The sequence below is a fragment of the Thioclava sp. GXIMD2076 genome (assembly GCF_037949795.1).
Taxonomy (GTDB): Bacteria; Pseudomonadota; Alphaproteobacteria; order Rhodobacterales; family Rhodobacteraceae; genus Thioclava; species Thioclava kandeliae.
Window position 1 is genome coordinate 2,331,330 of record NZ_CP149932.1, and the last position, 15,220, is coordinate 2,346,549.

Below are 15,220 nucleotides of genomic sequence, written 5' to 3' on the forward strand. Positions count from 1 at the left end.
CCCCCCTCGGGGGCCTTTTCCATTTGCCTCAGCGGCCATCTCCTCCGGGATCTTCCATCCCCTCACCGGGTTGTGGTGTTCCGAGCGGGCGCGGCTTTTCGGCCTGTGCCAGATCGCCTGCCTTGCGGCGATGCCCTTCGTCATCGGTATCGCGCCAACGCGCAGGACGGTCCTCGTAGCGCCCCGAAAGCGCCTCGGGGTTCCGCAGCCAGATATCGCGCTGTGCAAATGGAATCTCGATCCCCTCGCGTGCGAAGCGCGCCGCGATCTGGTGGTTGATCTCCGACATGACCCGCAGCTTGAAGTTCACATCCGACAGGATCACCCGGATCTCGAAATTCAGACTATCGGCACCAAAGCCCATGAAGACAACATTGGGCGCCGGATCCATCATGACCGTCGGCTGGTCTTCGGCAATCTCCAGCAGGATCTTCTCGATCTTGCGGGTATCGGTGCCATAGGCCACGCCCAGCGGCACGATAAGCCGCCCCGTCATATTGCCGCGCGTCCAGTTGGTGACCTGCCCCGAGATCAGATCGGCATTGGGCACGATGACCTCGGTGCGGTCGAAGGTCTCGATCCGCGTAGAGCGCACCGAGATCGCCTTCACCACCCCCATCTGGGTGCCCACCTCGATCCAGTCGCCCTCGGAAATCGGACGCTCGATCAGAAGGATGATGCCGGAGACAAAGTTCTGCACGATGGTCTGGAGACCGAAGCCCACGCCCACCGACAGCGCCCCTGCCACGATGGCAAGCGAACTGAGATCGATCCCCGCCGAGGAGATCGCCACCAGAGCGGCAAGGAAAATCCCCAGATAGCCGATCCCTGACAGGATCGCGTTCTGCCCGCCCTTGTCGATCTTGGTTTTGGGAAGGATCGTGGAGCGCAGGGCCGCCTGAACACCGCGTGTAATCACATAGCCGATGCTGAAAACAATCGCCAGGACCATAAAGATGCTGGGCGAAATCCGCACGCCTCCCATGTCGAACCCGTTGCGGAAGGTCGTCCACAGCTCCATCAGGTCCTCGACCCGCGCGCCCCAGTTGAGCGCCAGAACCGGCAGGGCCGCCAACACCAGCAAGAAGCCCGCGAGAATCGGCACGAGGCTGTCGCGCCCGTCATCCTCACGCTTGGTCACCACCACATAAAGCTCTGCAAAGAAGCGCTGCAGCACGAGCACAAGCCCCGCGAGGAAGAGCGATTTGATCATCGGCCAGATCAGCTGGTTGGCGGCGTTGATATAGCCGATCGCGCCCAGCACGGGCCCCATGACGGCCACCAGAATGACCGCATTGCCGACGAGCTTGACGATTCCGTCTCCAAAGGCACGGTCTGCCGATTGCCGGTCATCGTTGCGCACATGACGGCGCAGGATCGCGCCTGTGCGGAACAGCGCCAGCCCCGCAAGGATCTGCAGCGGCAAGGTCAAAGAGGCCAGCGCCCCGTCCATCTGGGTAGCCGCCGAACTTGCCGCATCAGCAGTGGCCGAACTGATCTCCGCCCGCGTCAGCACCATAGACTGATCAACGACCCAGCGCCCGAATGGGTCCCACATAGCCTGCAGGAAGCCCATGGACACAACGAGGAGCCGTCCCTCGGCGCGGCGCTCGCTGAGCAGGTTGAACGGGCTTGCCTGACGGTCATTCCACGGGAAAAGCCGCCCCGCCAGCCATGCCGAGAACAGCGTGACCGTTGCCACCCCTGCCAGCACACGCAGGAACTGTTGCCAGGTCGCGCCGAACAGCCCTGAATATTGCAGCGCCAGAAGCAGCAGAACGATCCCGCCCAGCGGCACGAGGATCTGCCCGATCGAGACGATCATCTCGATCAGCATCCGCGCCCGCATCGAGGATCTGTCCAGAAGCCATTGCGAAAGGTCCTCCATCCAGCGTCGCCCACGCCCCAAGAGCACCAGCGCCACCAAGACAAGCCCGCCTATGACGGGGCCGTTCTCGCGCAGCTGCTCGAAACGCGTCGTGCTTTCGAGCTGAGTGACGCTCTCGTCATAGAGCGCACCGGTCAGAGTGCCCGCAAGCGAAAGCGCAGAGCCCCAGTTGACGGGGTTCAGAGGCGATGGAGAGAGCCGCAGTAGCTTGTCGGTGGAGCGGGTGCGCAATTCGCTATCGATAGAGCGGATCAACCCGTCGGCGCGCGTCGCGGCCTCGGTCGCGGTAATCGAGGGAGCCTGCAATTTCGACAGCTGATCATTGAGGTCACTACGCCGTTTGGCAATCGCCTCGTCTTCGGTCTCGCCTTCGGCAGGCGCTGGACCCAACGCATCAATCTGATCGCGTATCGTCTTGATCTGACCGGAATTCGTGTCACGCGCGGCGGTAAATTTATCACGCCAGCTGACCAGGTTCGCGCGCAGATCCTCGAGATCCTTATCGCCAACTTTTGCCTGATCCTTATCAAGCAGCGCCTGTGCGGAGGCGGCCTGCTTTTCCCATGATTTATAATCGGGGGTAGTCTGGTCCTGCGCGCAGGCCATGCCCGCAACCATAAGGAAGAAGACGGTGGCGACTGCGCGCAGAAGGCTTGAGATCATCCCTCGAAGACCTCGGGCATCGCTTTGGGCGCACGGTCTAGCCAATCAGGAACCGGCAGCGATTTCTCTTTGAGGAACTCGGGATTGAAGAGCTTGGACTGGTAGCGGTTGCCATAGTCGCACAGGATCGTCACGATCTTGTGGCCCGGCCCCATTTCCTGCGCCATCCTGATCGCACCAGCGATATTGATGCCCGACGAGCCCCCCAAGACGAGCCCTTCGTCCTGCAGCAGATCGAACACGATCGGCAGCGCTTCGGCATCATGCACGTTATAGGAAAAGTCCGGTTTGAACCCGTCGAGATTGGCGGTGATCCGACCCTGACCGATGCCTTCAGTGATGGAAGACCCTTCGGCTTTCAGCTCGCCGGTCGTATAATAGCTGTGCAACGCCGCACCATCGGGATCGGCAAGGCCGATCTTCACGCCTTTGGGCTGCAACGCCATACCGGTGCCGGCGAAGGTGCCGCCCGAGCCCACCGAGCAGATGAAACCATCCACTTTGCCGTCTGTCTGTTCCCAGATTTCCGGGCCCGTAGTCTGGATATGGGCCTCGCGGTTGGCGGTATTATCGAACTGGTTGGCCCAGATCACGCCATTGGGGTCGGTCTTGGCCAGTTCCTCGGCGAGACGGCGCGAGTAATGGACATAGTTATTGGGGTTCTTGTAGGGCGCCGCCGGCACCTGCACCAGTTCGGCGCCTGCCAGACGGATCATGTCCTTTTTCTCCTGAGACTGGGTCTCGGGGATGACGATCACAGTCTTGAAGCCCATCGAGGCGCCAACCAGCGCCAGACCGATGCCGGTATTGCCCGCAGTCCCCTCGACGATCGTCCCGCCAGGCTTCAGCTGCCCGCGCGCGATGGCGTCACGGATGATGAACAATGCCGCGCGGTCTTTCACAGACTGGCCCGGATTAAGGAACTCCGCCTTGCCGTAGATGTCGCAACCGGTCAGCTCGGAGGCTTTCTTAAGCTTGATCAGCGGCGTATTACCAACCGCCTGTGCCAGATCCTCGCATGTTCTCATGGTCTTCCTCCATCGCTTGCCGCGCGTCACGGCCGTTTTCTTGGCACCAGACTTAGGACGCCACCAGAGCGGCCTCAAGTCATATTCTTATCAGGATGGGACGGCACTGCGCCATATCGGCGAACAAACGTATATCGAAACAGCAATACGCGAAACATACGTTCCGTGTATAGGACAGGAACGGGCCGTGATCGGATCAAAGCTCCGACAAACGTGCCAATGTCCTTAGTTTATCCTGCACCCCGCAAGGAGGTCAGGCCGCACCGAACTGCGCACGCAGCGCCTCGCGCTTGCGGATCAGGGCCTGTGCACAAATGACGACCATGGAGTTGTTCAGCTCGCCGCTATCGAGCAGCTCGACCATGCGCTCGAAACTGATCATATGCGGGCGGATATCCTCGCCCTCCTCGTCCAGACCACCGGGTGCGGCCGCCTGATCATCCAGATCCGCAATCCCGATATAGGAATAGATATATTCGGTCTTGGCTCCCGGCGAGGAGTAATATTGCGCCACCGGCACCAGCTCTTTGAGCGCCAGATGCGCCTCTTCCTCGGCTTCGCGCAGAGCGGTTTGTTCGGGGCTTTCCAGTGCATCTACGCGCCCCGCGATCGCCTCGAGAAGCCACGGATTGCCATCGCCCCGCGCCATAGGTCCGACGCGGAACTGCTCGATCAGTAGCACCCTGTCGCGCAGCGGGTCATAGGGCAGCACAACCGCCGCATCGCAAGATACGAACACCGCCCGCTCCATCGGTGCGGAAAACGCACCGTTGAACTTGCGGAACTGCAGATCATAATCCTCGACCGCGAAGAATTTGGCATAGGGCGAACGGCGTTCGCGCACCACCACATCCGTCAAAGCGGCCTGCCGGCGCAAGGATGCAGGGCTCGTCTCGCGCGCCCGCACACGGGCGGCGGCACGCACCAGCATCTGCTCGCGGCGGTCATAAATCTCGTCGAAACTCAGATCGGCGAGGCTCGCCATAGTGTCTTCGACCGCCTCCGTGGCCAGCTCGCCCCATGTCTCTGCCCATTCGGCAATATCCCACGGCTCGCCAACCTCCCATGCACCCTCGTCGGGCATAAAGACCTGTGCGGGTGTCGTGCCGCCGGTGCCATCCGCCACCACCTCGACCGCATGCAGACGATAGCCGCCCTCGTAATCGGCAAGTCTGGTCTCTTCCGCCTCGGTCTCCGTGTCGATCAGGATACCGGGCACGCCCAGATCGGAGGGCACGAGGATCGGAAAGGGCTGGTCCTCGCCATTGCGGCGCGCGATGCGCGGCTCGAAGCCATCCAGAAAAGCGGGGCGCATATTGGGCATCCGCCCCAGAACGCGCTCCAGAAGCGGCGGGTAACTGAGTGTTCCGTAAAAGAAATAGGTTTTGGTCACGCAATCACCCGATCAGGACTTGGAGGTCATACAAGAACGGTCCACCCTCAGGGCAGACGCCGCTGTGTAAGCCATGTCAAGATAGCAGCCATAACGCAACCCGCAACAACCATACCGGCAATCTCAACAGAAAGTAATTTTTCGGCCGCCCCGATCCCGAAGCCTACACCATCAAGCAATGTGCCCAGAACATTGGTGCTTTTCACCATCTGCGCATGGCGGAACATCTCGGAGCCGCCCAGATAGACTACGGTCATCGCCCCCAGATAGAGGGCCATCCGCAAACCGCCGAGGATCGCGCGGTAGAGCGAGTTCAGCCCTTCGCGCCCGAGCCCGTACCAGCCACACAAAAGTCCCGTGGCTGCCATGACCATGCTATAGCCACTATAGATGGCGGCCCCTGGCAATGCCCTCAGCGCAAGCACCGCTCCGCCACCCGCCACTGCCGCCAGTAGTACTGCTGCAACCGCGCGCGAGGCCGTGGGCATTCGCGCCCGCGGATTGCCATAGCCGATCTTCTGCATATCCTGCCCCATGCCGCCTCAGATAAGAGGCTTGATGCCATAGGAATATGTCGAAAATTGGAAATACTGGCGCAATTCGACGCCCGCTTACCCGTTACGATGGCGCTCATAGGCCGCCAACGCTTTTTCGCGCCCCGCCTTGAGGTCCACCAGCGGATCGGGATAGCGGTCATCGGGCGTCATCTCCCATGATTTCGGGATCGCCTCGAAATAATGCAGCGCGGTCTGCGGTGGGTTTTTCGCCCCTTCCGCGATCCATTTGCGGCGATAGCTGCCCTTGGGGTCGAATTTCTCGGCCTGTGCGGCAGGATTGAAAATGCGGAAATAGGGTGAGGCATCGGGGCCGCACCCTGCCACCCATTGCCAGCCCATCGCGTTGGAGGCCGGATCCCAATCGGTCAGACAGTCCTCGAACCAGCGCAGCCCCACCCGCCAATCGGTCAGCAGATGTTTCGTCAGATAGGAGGCCACAATCATCCGCGCGCGATTATGCATCTGGCCTGTTACGAACATCTCGCGCATGGCGGCATCGACGAAGGGCTCGCCGGTGCGTCCGCGCCGCCAGTCCTCGGCCTCGTTATTATCGCGCCGCCACTCGAACCCGTTCCACTCCTCCCGCCAGTTCGCATGGTCGAGCTTGGGGAAATGATAGAGCAGATGCCACGCGAATTCGCGCCACACCAGTTCCTTGAGGAAGGTCTCGGCCCCTGCACTGCCCGCCTCCATGCGCGACCAACCGGCATGCCAGAGGCTGCGCGGGCTGATCTCGCCATAGGTCAGGTTCTCCGACAGGTTGGAGGTGCCGTTCTGATCGACCTGATCGCGAGCGGTTTTGTATCCATCGATCTTCTGACCAAGAAAGGCGGCCATCCGCCCCTGCGCGGAGGCCTCGCCGATACAGGCATATTGTGCCAGAACCGCCGCACCGCGCCGCATTGCAGCCCCCATCTGCCAGTCGTCAAGCGTCTCGCTCTCGGGCCATGTCTGGGGCGGCTCGAGGGCGCTGACCGTGTCGCAGGGCGGCTCGACCCCGCGCCCCTTCACCGCGTTCCAATAGGGTGTGTAGACCTTATAGGGCTCGCCCTTTCCGGTGGCTACATCCCACGGCTCGAACATCAGATGCCCCTTATGGCTCTGTGCCTCGATCCCCTCTTCTTTCAGGGCCGTCTTGACCGCCTTGTCCCGCGCGATCGAGGCCGGATCATAGGCGCGCGACCAATGCACCGCTTCGGCACCGGTTTCCTTGACGAGCGCCTGCAAGACCTCGAGCGCCTCGCCACGACGCAGGATCAGACGGCTGCCGATTTCCTCGAGGCGGGCAGCGAAGCTGGCGATCGCCTCGCCCCAGCGCCACTTTGCCGCAGCCCCTGTTTGCGCCACGATCTCGTCATGGATGAACACACAGATCACGGGTGCGCCATCTTTTGCGGCCGCGACCATGGCGGGATGGTCATGCAGCCGCAAATCGCGCCGGAGCCATAGAATTACCGGTTTTTTTGCCATGACGGCCTCCCGCATCCAAGCATCAAACTATTGATACCGCTAGGTAGCTGGCAAAGGCCCCGCGTCCAGCCCGATCACAATATCACATGCAGGCACGGTGGCGTGAAAATCCCCCTTGCCGGTGAAAGCGGGCCGAATTAGCGTCGTGGGCAGATTAGAACAAAACAGGGGTTTTCCATGAAACGCATCTCCTCCTTGCTCGCAGGCGCGGCCTGTCTCTTCGGCCTGCAGGCACAGGCCGAAAGCCCCGACCTGCTGGTCTTCGACTGGTCCGGCTTCGAGATTCCGGGGATCTTCGCGCAATATGCCGAGAAATACGGCGCAGGTCCGCAATATACCTTCTACGGCGATGACGACGAGGCCTACCAGAAGCTCGCCTCCGGCTTCAAAGCCGATGTCGCCCATCCCTGCTCGCAGATGGTGTCGAAATACCGTGACGCCGGCCTGATCGAGCCGTGGGATGTCTCGCGCATTCCCGCCTTCAAGGATATCGACCCGAAATTCCTCGATTCCAAGATCTTCAAGGATGATGAAGGCGTCTGGTATATCCCCACCGACTGGGGTGCGACCGCCATCGCCTATAACCCCGACGAAGTGCCTGCCGAAGATGTGGCCTCGCTCGATGTGTTCCTGAACCCCAAATATGAAGGCCGTATCTCGCTGCCCGACAGCTCGGACGATGTCTGGGCACTGGCCTATCTCGCCACCGGCGTCTCCGACTGGACCAATGTCACCGAAGACCAGTTCCAGGCCGCCGCCGACTGGCTGCGCAAGGCGCATAAGAACGTGCAATCCTACTGGACCGACCCTTCCGAACAGGCCCAGACCATGGCCTCGGGCGAAGTGCTGATCTCGTGGTCGTGGAATGACGGCGTGACCTATCTCAAGGCCGACGGCTATCCGGTGGCCTTCCAGCGCGCGGCCAAGGAAGGCTCCTCGACCTTCTTCTGCGGCTATGTGAACCTCAAGGACGGCCCCGGTTCGGAAGATCAGGCCTATGATTTCATCAACTCGTGGCTGCGCCCCGAAGCCGCCCCCGCGCTCATGGACGAGATCGGCTATGGCCATTCGAACGTGAAGGCGATGGAACAGTTCTCGAAAGAGGATCTGGATGAAGCGGGCCTTGGCCATGTCGACGCACCGATCCTCGCCCAGACGCCGAACGATCCGCAGATGCGCGAACGCCAGCTGGCAGAGTTCGAGAAAATCAAAGCCGGCTTCTAAGGCACCAGCCCCTCTCTGCACCATCAAAGCCACCCCTCGGGGTGGCTTTTTGCGTTCCGAATGCGACATGGAAACGACATATGACGAATAGATTGCAGTTTGGTGATACGACCCTACAGCAAGATCCAGGATGTTAAGATTTGATTAACCATCACGCGCAACAGTTGTTTCATTAGCGAGTTGGCTCCACCGCATGAGGCAGTCGTCTCAGAACAGAAGCAGGCAGTCAGGTGACATACAGATTTGAGATCCCCCATGTCGCACCGCGGCCGGATAGTCTCGTCGGCGGCATCGATCAACCCGGTTTCGGGCAACGCACGCGCCTTGACAGGCTACGCAGCTCCGAGATCCAGACCCGCTCTGTCAGCGCCGTAATCCATGCGGAAACCATCCGTGCCAAAGTGATGCGCGACACTGTCGCCGTGCAAGAGCGCGCCGTCTCCATGTGGAGCAACCATCTCTCCCGCCTGCAGCTGCGCCGCGATCATACAAGGAGCCCCCATATCTGCCCGATCCTCGAGCGCGAGATCCAGACCATCTCCGCCCGTCTGGAAAAAGCCATCATGCGACTGGAACTGGCACGCTCGGCCATTGACGCGCATGGCCCAGACATTGCCGCGCGGATCTCGCATTGGCAGGCCCTCCGGACACGCGACTGACAAAAAGGGCTTTCCATCGGCGCCAGCTCGGCGCAGATAGAGCCTATGATACTCGATATTTCCATTCTCGCTCTTGCCCTCATTATGGGCGCCGTCATGTTCCTGCCGAGCTTGCGCGCGCGTGCCGGGTGGCGAGCCATGATCACCCCTCTCGCCTCGATCATCGGATCGGGGTTTCTGGTGCTCGGGCCAATCCTTCAGGTCCGCTATGGCTGGCTTGCACCTGCGGTTATGGCCGTGCTCTGCCTGACGGCATGGGCCTTTGGCAGCGCGATCCGCTTCAACATCGCCCGGATCGAGACCGAGACCACCCCTCCGCGCCGCATCCGCGGGCTGGAGACGCTCTCCTCGGTGGCACTCGGCCTCGCTTATGTGATCTCAGTTGCCTATTATCTCAATCTTTTCGGTGCCTTCGCGGTCTCTCTTACACCATGGGATAATGGCGCCACCGCCAAGATCGTGACCACCGCCGTCTTTATCATCATTGGCGCCGCGGGCCTGTCTGGCGGGTTCAAACGGCTCGAGAAGATGGAATATGCCAGCGTCTCCCTGAAACTGGCGATCATTGCGGGGCTTCTGTTGGGCTTGGCGGTCTATTTCGTCTCCGAAACCTCCAAGGGCACGCTCTATATCCTGCCGCCCGATCTGGGGCCGGTGGAGGCCCTGCGTCTGGGCTTCGGTCTGATCGTCACTGTCCAAGGCTTTGAAACAGCGCGCTATATGAGCCGCGACTATGATGCCGCGACCCGCATTCGCGCGATGAAATGGGCACAATGGCTCTCGGCGGCAATCTATATGGTCTATATTCTGCTGCTGGCTTATGTCTTTCCACCCGGCGAGATGAAGCTGACCGAAACGGCCATTATCGAGATGATGCGTGTGGTTGCGCCGATCCTGCCGGTAATGCTGGTGGCGGCCGCTCTGGCCGCACAATTCTCGGCGGCTGTCGCCGATACGGGTGGTGCCGGCGGGCTGGCGGCGGAACTCAGCCATAACCGTCTGCGTCCCGCACTGGCCTATATTATATTGGTGGGGCTGGGCATCGCGTTGACATGGACCACCGATCTGTTCGCGATCATCTCCTATGCCTCGCGCGCCTTTGCCGCCTATTATGCCCTCCAGTCAGGACTTGCCGCGCTGCACGCCACCGGCGGACGGCGTCTGCGCTACTGCGGGCTTGCGGTGCTTGGCGCGGCAATCGCCATTTTCGGGATCTCTGCCGAAGGATAAGGCCACATTCGCGTGAGACTGCCCGTGCAGGGGCTGTTTTAGGCCCCGCATCATCCATATGTCGCAAAAAGGCGTTATGCTGCAAGTGCGAGCCGATTTAGGGATGGGACCATGAAGAGATACAGGCTGCCCCATAGCCTGCGCGAACATGTGGCCGATGGTGTGATGCATGTGTTGGGGCTGATCATTGTCATTGCGGGGATCAGCGGGCTGATGGTCTGGGCGGCGATCACCCGACCGCTCGCGCATCTTTGGCCGCTGGGCATCTATGCGGGCGGGCTGGTGGCAAGCTTCGGGTTCTCGGCCGCCTATAACCTGACGCTGCATGAGCCGACCCGTGCGGTGCTGCGCCGTTTCGACCATGCCGCGATCTATCTACTGATCGCTGGCACCTATACGCCAATGGCGCTTCTGGGGATGGGGGGCGCCGCGGGCTGGGCACTGGCCATCAGCGCATGGGTCATCGCCGCCATCGGCATGGTGATGAAACTCGGATTTTTCGACCGCTGGCAACGGCTAGGCTTTGTCATGTATCTGGCGCTCGGCTGGATCGGGCTGATCGCAAGCTACCCCATCGTGACTTCCCTGCCCTTGGCTGCCGTCATCCTGATCCTTGCGGGCGGCCTGATCTATAGCGCGGGCACCATCTTCCATGTCATCGAACGCATCCCCTTCTCGCGCGCGATCTGGCACGGGGCGGTGCTGGCGGGGGCCGTGACGCATTTTATTGCCATTGTGCTGGTGGCAGCCCGCGCCTGAGCGTAAATCCCCGTTGACGTTGCCCGAAGGTTTCGGCATGGCTCGGTCATGTTGAAAATTTCAGATATCACCTATGCCATCGAAGGCCGCCCTCTGTTCGAAGGCGCCTCCGCGACCATTCCCGACGGCCATAAAGTGGGGCTTGTTGGCCCCAATGGCGCCGGCAAGACCACACTGTTCCGCCTGATCCGTGGGCAGGCGGTGCTGGAAAAGGGTGATATCTCGCTGCCCTCGCGCGCCAAGATCGGTGGCGTGGCGCAGGAAGTGCCCTCCTCCTCGACGAGCCTTCTGGACACGGTGCTGGCCGCCGATACCGAACGCGCGAGCCTGATGGCCGAGGCAGAGACCGCCACCGACCCCACGCGGATTGCCGAGATCCAGACCCGTCTGGTGGATATCGATGCGTGGTCGGCCGAGGGACGCGCCTCCTCGATCCTGAAAGGCTTGGGCTTTGATGCCGAGCAACAGCTCATGCCCTGTTCCGATTTCTCGGGCGGCTGGCGGATGCGTGTCGCGCTGGCGGGGGTGCTTTTCGCACAGCCCGATCTTCTGCTCCTCGACGAACCGACCAACTATCTCGACCTCGAGGGGGCTTTGTGGCTGGAACAGTATCTGGCCAAATACCCGCATACGGTCATCATCATCAGCCACGATCGTGGGCTTCTCAACCGTGCGGTCGGCTCTATCCTGCATCTGGAGAACAAACAGCTCACGCTCTATTCCGGCGGCTATGACAGTTTCGTCCGCCAGCGTGCCGCCAATCGCGAGCAGCAGGCCGCTGCCGCCAAGAAACAGGACGAGCGTCGCGCCCATCTGCAGGCTTTCGTGGACCGCTTCAAGGCCAAGGCCAGCAAGGCCAAACAGGCACAGGCCCGCGTGAAGATGCTCGAGAAGATGGAGACGATCACCGCGCCCGAGGATCGCGCCAAGACGGTGTTCACCTTCCCCGAACCCGAGCAGCTTTCGCCGCCGATCGTGGCGATCGAGGGCGGCTCGGTGGGCTATGACGGCAAGGCGATCCTTCAGCGGCTGAACCTGCGCATCGATCAGGATGACCGGATCGCGCTTCTGGGCCGCAATGGCGAGGGCAAATCGACCTTCTCGAAACTTCTGGCCGACAAGCTTCCGGCGATGACCGGATCGATGGTGAAATCCTCGAAACTGCGGGTGGGCTATTTCGCACAGCATCAGGTGGACGAGCTGGATCTGGGCGCCACGCCGCTCCTGCATCTGCAGCGCCTGCGCCCCGACGAGGGTCAATCGAAGCTGCGTGCGCGGCTGGCGGGGTTCGGTCTTGGCGCCGATCAGGCCGAGACGGAGGTCGGGCGGCTTTCGGGCGGGCAGAAAGCGCGGCTGTCCCTGCTGCTCTCGACCATCGATGCGCCGCATATGCTGATCCTCGACGAACCGACCAACCACCTCGATATCGAGAGCCGCGAGGCGCTGACCGAGGCGCTCAACGCCTATACCGGCGCCGTGATCCTCGTGAGCCACGACATGCACCTGCTGTCGATGGTCGCGGACCGGCTGTGGCTGGTGAAAGAGGGTCGTGTCGCACCCTATGAGGCCGATCTCGACAGCTACCGGCAGGAGCTGCTGACGCCGCCCAAGAAGGAAGCGCCACCCGAGGCCCCCAAACCCAAGCCCAAACGTGCGCCCCGCGAGCAGATCCTTACGCTGCGCTCCGAGGCGCGCAAATGCGAGGAGCGGGTCCAGAAGCTCGAGGAAATGGCCAAAAAGCTTTCCAAGAAACTCGCCGATCCCGCGCTTTACGAGGATGGCAAAGCGGGCGAGCTGGCGACGTGGAATGCCAAATATGCCGAGCTGCGTGAGGCGATGGATAGGGCGGAGACGCTCTGGATGGCAGCTCTCGAAAAGCTGGAAAGCGCCGAAGCCGGGTAATTATCCTGGCCGGAAATCGCGGGCCCGATCCTGCGCTTCCCATGCCGCGATCACCTCCGGCCCGCCAAGGCGGCTCACAAATGGCGCAAGCTGGCGCTCGAACTTGCGCCATTTCTCAAGCCCCTTGGTATTCACACCCTGCCGGACCTGATGGACAGAGGCCGTGCGCACCGCGCGTAACGTCTCCGGATCGGCCTCTGTCTGCATCCGCTCGGGCGCAAGCCCTGCAAAGGCCAGACAGTGCGCGAGCTGGTTCTCCTGATCCTCGACCATTGCGCGATAGGATTGCACCCGCATATCCGCACCCAGAAGACCGGCATTGATATCGCGGACCTGCCATGTGGCGCGTGTCACATCGGCAATCCCGTCGAGAGTCGTATGATAGCCGCGTAAGGTGCCGAAATTGGTGCTGAAATTGGAGAGCGCCACATCCAGCGGATGTCGCTCCATATGCAGCACCTTCAGCTCGGGGATGATCAGCCGTGCCGCCCAGATGCTGAACGCATCGGCAGGCGTCTTGGTGATCAGCACCTTGCCGCGCGGGGCGTTCCGGGGCAGCTGGCTCAGGAATGCCGCACGGATCTGGGCGATCTGGACGGCATCGATGGAGTGCAGATGCGCAATCCAGTCGCGGCGCAGCCCCGAGAACGCGGGCAGTTTCAACGCCTGCACCGCGATCTGCAGCGTCGGCAGCTCGCCCATCGGGTGGGCATCGGGATGTTTGGCAAGCTCGGTCTCGGTGATCGTGGTGCCCGAGCGCGGCATACCGGTGATGAAGAGGAAGCGCGGCATCGCGGCGTCGGTTGCGGCGCGCGGCATCGCGGGCGCAAGGCGACCGATCTCCTTGACCATCTGCAACAGCCCCTCGGTGTCATAATCGAGCTTTCGTAACGCGTTCATCTGCGTCCAGTAATGGAACGCCTTGACCGCACTGCCAGAGCGCGCCTCGGCATTGGCCAGTGCGATCAGGATCTCGATCTTTACCGGATCGGCGATATCGTCTTCCAGATATTTTCGCAGCACCCGTGCCTGCTGGCTGTTGGGGCTGAACGGCTCGTGTTTGGCAAGCTCGGTCCGCGCTGCGATCGATTCCGGCTTCAGTTCCAAAGCTTTCCTGAAACAGGCGACCGCCTGCTCCGTCTCGCCATAGCTGCCCATGCGCAACCCCAACTGCAGCCAGCCGCGATAGTAGTCGGGGAAGCGGGTGACCAGGATATGCAACAGATCAAGCACCTGTTTCTCGTCGCCCATATACCACATCGCCTCGGCGAGATCGGCAATATAGACCGGATCATCCCCATGCATCGGCGCCATCTCCTGCAGCATGGCGAAGGCCTCTTGATACTTGCCGCGCTGCATCAACTGGAGATGGTCGTCACGATGATCTTGATAACGGATGGCGCGCATGGGGTCTCTCTTTCGCAAACTCGCCTGCAGGTTCGGCGAAATTGGCAAACAAACCCTTTACCATCTCGGAAAAATCACCCCGAAAATGAAAACAGCCCCCTCGCGGGGGGCTGTCTAAGATCGGCTATGGGCGGGCTTACATCGCGCCCAGCGTGAACACGCGCGTCACATCGAAGGACATGCTCCACTGCTCGTCCGATCCGGCCTGCGTGATCGGGCTGTCTTCGGCATCGTTCATCAGCTTGTCGTAGCGCACCGCGCCCTCGACACCCCAACCGCCGTCGAAGCGGTAATTCGCGCCCAGCTCGACACCAGCCGACAGGAAACCGCCATCGGGGTCATAGGCGGCAAGCGATCCGCCGGACGCCGCCGATTCCGCCGCCGTCACACCATAGTAGGTGTCAGCATAACGCTCGGTGCCCCAGAAGGCGCGCGGCCCGAAGGTGACGGTCAGACGCTCCGTCGGGTGCATCTTGAGGTCGGCACCGACCTCACCAACCCAGGTGTTATGACCGATAACGCCGTAACGCACGGTGCTGAAGACCTCATAGACAGGGGTGTCATAGGCAAAGCCGAGACCCAGCTCGAGAGAATCCTCCACATCGTCGAGCCCACGCAGCTCGGAATAGTCGCTGGCATCGCGCTCGCCGATATAGCGGAACGACCCCGCAACCGAGAAGCCCGATTTCTCGGCATAGGGGTCGGGATTGCCATAGGTCATCCCGCCATATTGCAGAGCGTGGAAGCGCACGACCATATCGGGACCGACGGTGAAATCATCCGAGCCGGGATATTCGGGAGTGACCGCAACGCCTGCCCCCAGCGTGAATTTCACCCCTGCGCCCGACGACTGGGTGGAGACGCGCGGCGTATCGAAGTGATAGCCTTCGGACTGGCTATCCTGGGCAAAGGCGGCACCGGCCACAAGCGGCATAAGGGCAACAGAAGCGGCGGCGATTTTCGCAGTGATCTGGGTCACGGTATGATTCCCTCGTTCTTGAGCGCGGCCCCTGCAGTGATGCAGCACCCCGCCTGTCAAT

The 15,220-nt window shown here is 61.5% G+C and carries 12 protein-coding genes; 5 read left to right on the forward strand and 7 right to left on the reverse strand.

The features are described from left to right. Positions 1–28: 28 nt before the first annotated feature. From WDB91_RS11450 to WDB91_RS11470, 5 genes are all read right to left on the reverse strand, one after another. Positions 29–2,551 (reverse strand): DUF3772 domain-containing protein, encoded by a 2,523-nt coding sequence (locus WDB91_RS11450; RefSeq protein ID WP_339112688.1) that lies wholly within the window; start codon positions 2,549–2,551, stop codon positions 29–31. Then, a complete protein-coding gene (locus tag WDB91_RS11455; protein ID WP_339112689.1) occupies positions 2,548–3,579 on the reverse strand; it encodes a cysteine synthase A in 1,032 nt (343 codons plus the stop codon). Before WDB91_RS11455 ends, WDB91_RS11450 begins: the two co-directional genes overlap by 4 nt. Before the next feature lie 253 nt (positions 3,580–3,832). Continuing rightward, complete coding sequence (locus WDB91_RS11460) at positions 3,833–4,972, reverse strand: NUDIX domain-containing protein (RefSeq protein WP_339112690.1); 1,140 nt, start codon at positions 4,970–4,972, stop codon at positions 3,833–3,835. Between the two features lie 47 nt (positions 4,973–5,019). Continuing rightward, the gene (locus tag WDB91_RS11465; RefSeq protein ID WP_339112691.1) at positions 5,020–5,508 is read right to left on the reverse strand and encodes a TrgA family protein; all 489 of its coding nucleotides are present in this window, start codon (positions 5,506–5,508) and stop codon (positions 5,020–5,022) included. A 75-nt stretch (positions 5,509–5,583) separates the two neighbouring features. Further along, on the reverse strand, positions 5,584–6,999 hold the full coding sequence (locus WDB91_RS11470) for a deoxyribodipyrimidine photo-lyase (RefSeq protein ID WP_339112692.1): 1,416 nt from the start codon (positions 6,997–6,999) through the stop codon (positions 5,584–5,586). A 177-nt stretch (positions 7,000–7,176) separates the two neighbouring features. On the opposite strand from WDB91_RS11470, the gene WDB91_RS11475 reads away from it, so the two are divergent. The 5 genes from WDB91_RS11475 (at position 7,177) to WDB91_RS11495 (ending at position 12,773) form a co-directional block, all read left to right on the forward strand. Next, positions 7,177–8,223 carry an extracellular solute-binding protein gene (locus WDB91_RS11475; protein WP_339112693.1) on the forward strand — a complete coding sequence of 349 codons (1,047 nt, stop codon included), beginning with the start codon at positions 7,177–7,179 and terminating at the stop codon, positions 8,221–8,223. Positions 8,224–8,453: 230 nt separating this feature from the next. Continuing rightward, positions 8,454–8,882 carry a hypothetical protein gene (locus tag WDB91_RS11480; RefSeq protein ID WP_339112694.1) on the forward strand — a complete coding sequence of 143 codons (429 nt, stop codon included), beginning with the start codon at positions 8,454–8,456 and terminating at the stop codon, positions 8,880–8,882. A 138-nt stretch (positions 8,883–9,020) separates the two neighbouring features. Then, entirely contained in the window at positions 9,021–10,112 is a 1,092-nt protein-coding gene (locus WDB91_RS11485; RefSeq protein WP_339112695.1) for an amino acid permease, read from the forward strand. 111 nt (positions 10,113–10,223) lie between these two features. Next, a complete protein-coding gene (locus WDB91_RS11490) occupies positions 10,224–10,871 on the forward strand; it encodes a hemolysin III family protein (RefSeq protein WP_339112696.1) in 648 nt (215 codons plus the stop codon). 48 nt (positions 10,872–10,919) lie between these two features. Continuing rightward, positions 10,920–12,773 carry an ABC-F family ATP-binding cassette domain-containing protein gene (locus WDB91_RS11495; protein WP_339112697.1) on the forward strand — a complete coding sequence of 618 codons (1,854 nt, stop codon included), beginning with the start codon at positions 10,920–10,922 and terminating at the stop codon, positions 12,771–12,773. Here the strand turns inward: WDB91_RS11495 and WDB91_RS11500 are convergent, their stop codons facing one another. Beyond that, positions 12,774–14,180, reverse strand: a complete 1,407-nt coding sequence (locus WDB91_RS11500) for a sulfotransferase (RefSeq protein ID WP_339112698.1) — start codon at positions 14,178–14,180, stop codon at positions 12,774–12,776. Between the two features lie 136 nt (positions 14,181–14,316). Continuing rightward, a complete protein-coding gene (locus WDB91_RS11505; RefSeq protein WP_339112699.1) occupies positions 14,317–15,159 on the reverse strand; it encodes a MipA/OmpV family protein in 843 nt (280 codons plus the stop codon). Positions 15,160–15,220 lie beyond the last annotated feature (61 nt).

Excerpts from the sequence above, each read along its gene's own strand:
- WDB91_RS11465 (WP_339112691.1), bottom strand. The coding sequence starts at position 5,508 with ATGGGGCAGGATATGCAGAAGATCGGCTATGGCAATCCGCGGGCGCGA.
- WDB91_RS11490 (WP_339112696.1), top strand. The coding sequence starts at position 10,224 with ATGAAGAGATACAGGCTGCCCCATAGCCTGCGCGAACATGTGGCCGAT.
- WDB91_RS11470 (WP_339112692.1), bottom strand. The coding sequence starts at position 6,999 with ATGGCAAAAAAACCGGTAATTCTATGGCTCCGGCGCGATTTGCGGCTG.
- WDB91_RS11455 (WP_339112689.1), bottom strand. The coding sequence starts at position 3,579 with ATGAGAACATGCGAGGATCTGGCACAGGCGGTTGGTAATACGCCGCTG.
- WDB91_RS11450 (WP_339112688.1), bottom strand. The coding sequence starts at position 2,551 with ATGATCTCAAGCCTTCTGCGCGCAGTCGCCACCGTCTTCTTCCTTATG.
- WDB91_RS11475 (WP_339112693.1), top strand. The coding sequence starts at position 7,177 with ATGAAACGCATCTCCTCCTTGCTCGCAGGCGCGGCCTGTCTCTTCGGC.
- WDB91_RS11485 (WP_339112695.1), top strand. The coding sequence starts at position 9,021 with ATGATCACCCCTCTCGCCTCGATCATCGGATCGGGGTTTCTGGTGCTC.
- WDB91_RS11500 (WP_339112698.1), bottom strand. The coding sequence starts at position 14,180 with ATGCGCGCCATCCGTTATCAAGATCATCGTGACGACCATCTCCAGTTG.
- WDB91_RS11495 (WP_339112697.1), top strand. The coding sequence starts at position 10,920 with ATGTTGAAAATTTCAGATATCACCTATGCCATCGAAGGCCGCCCTCTG.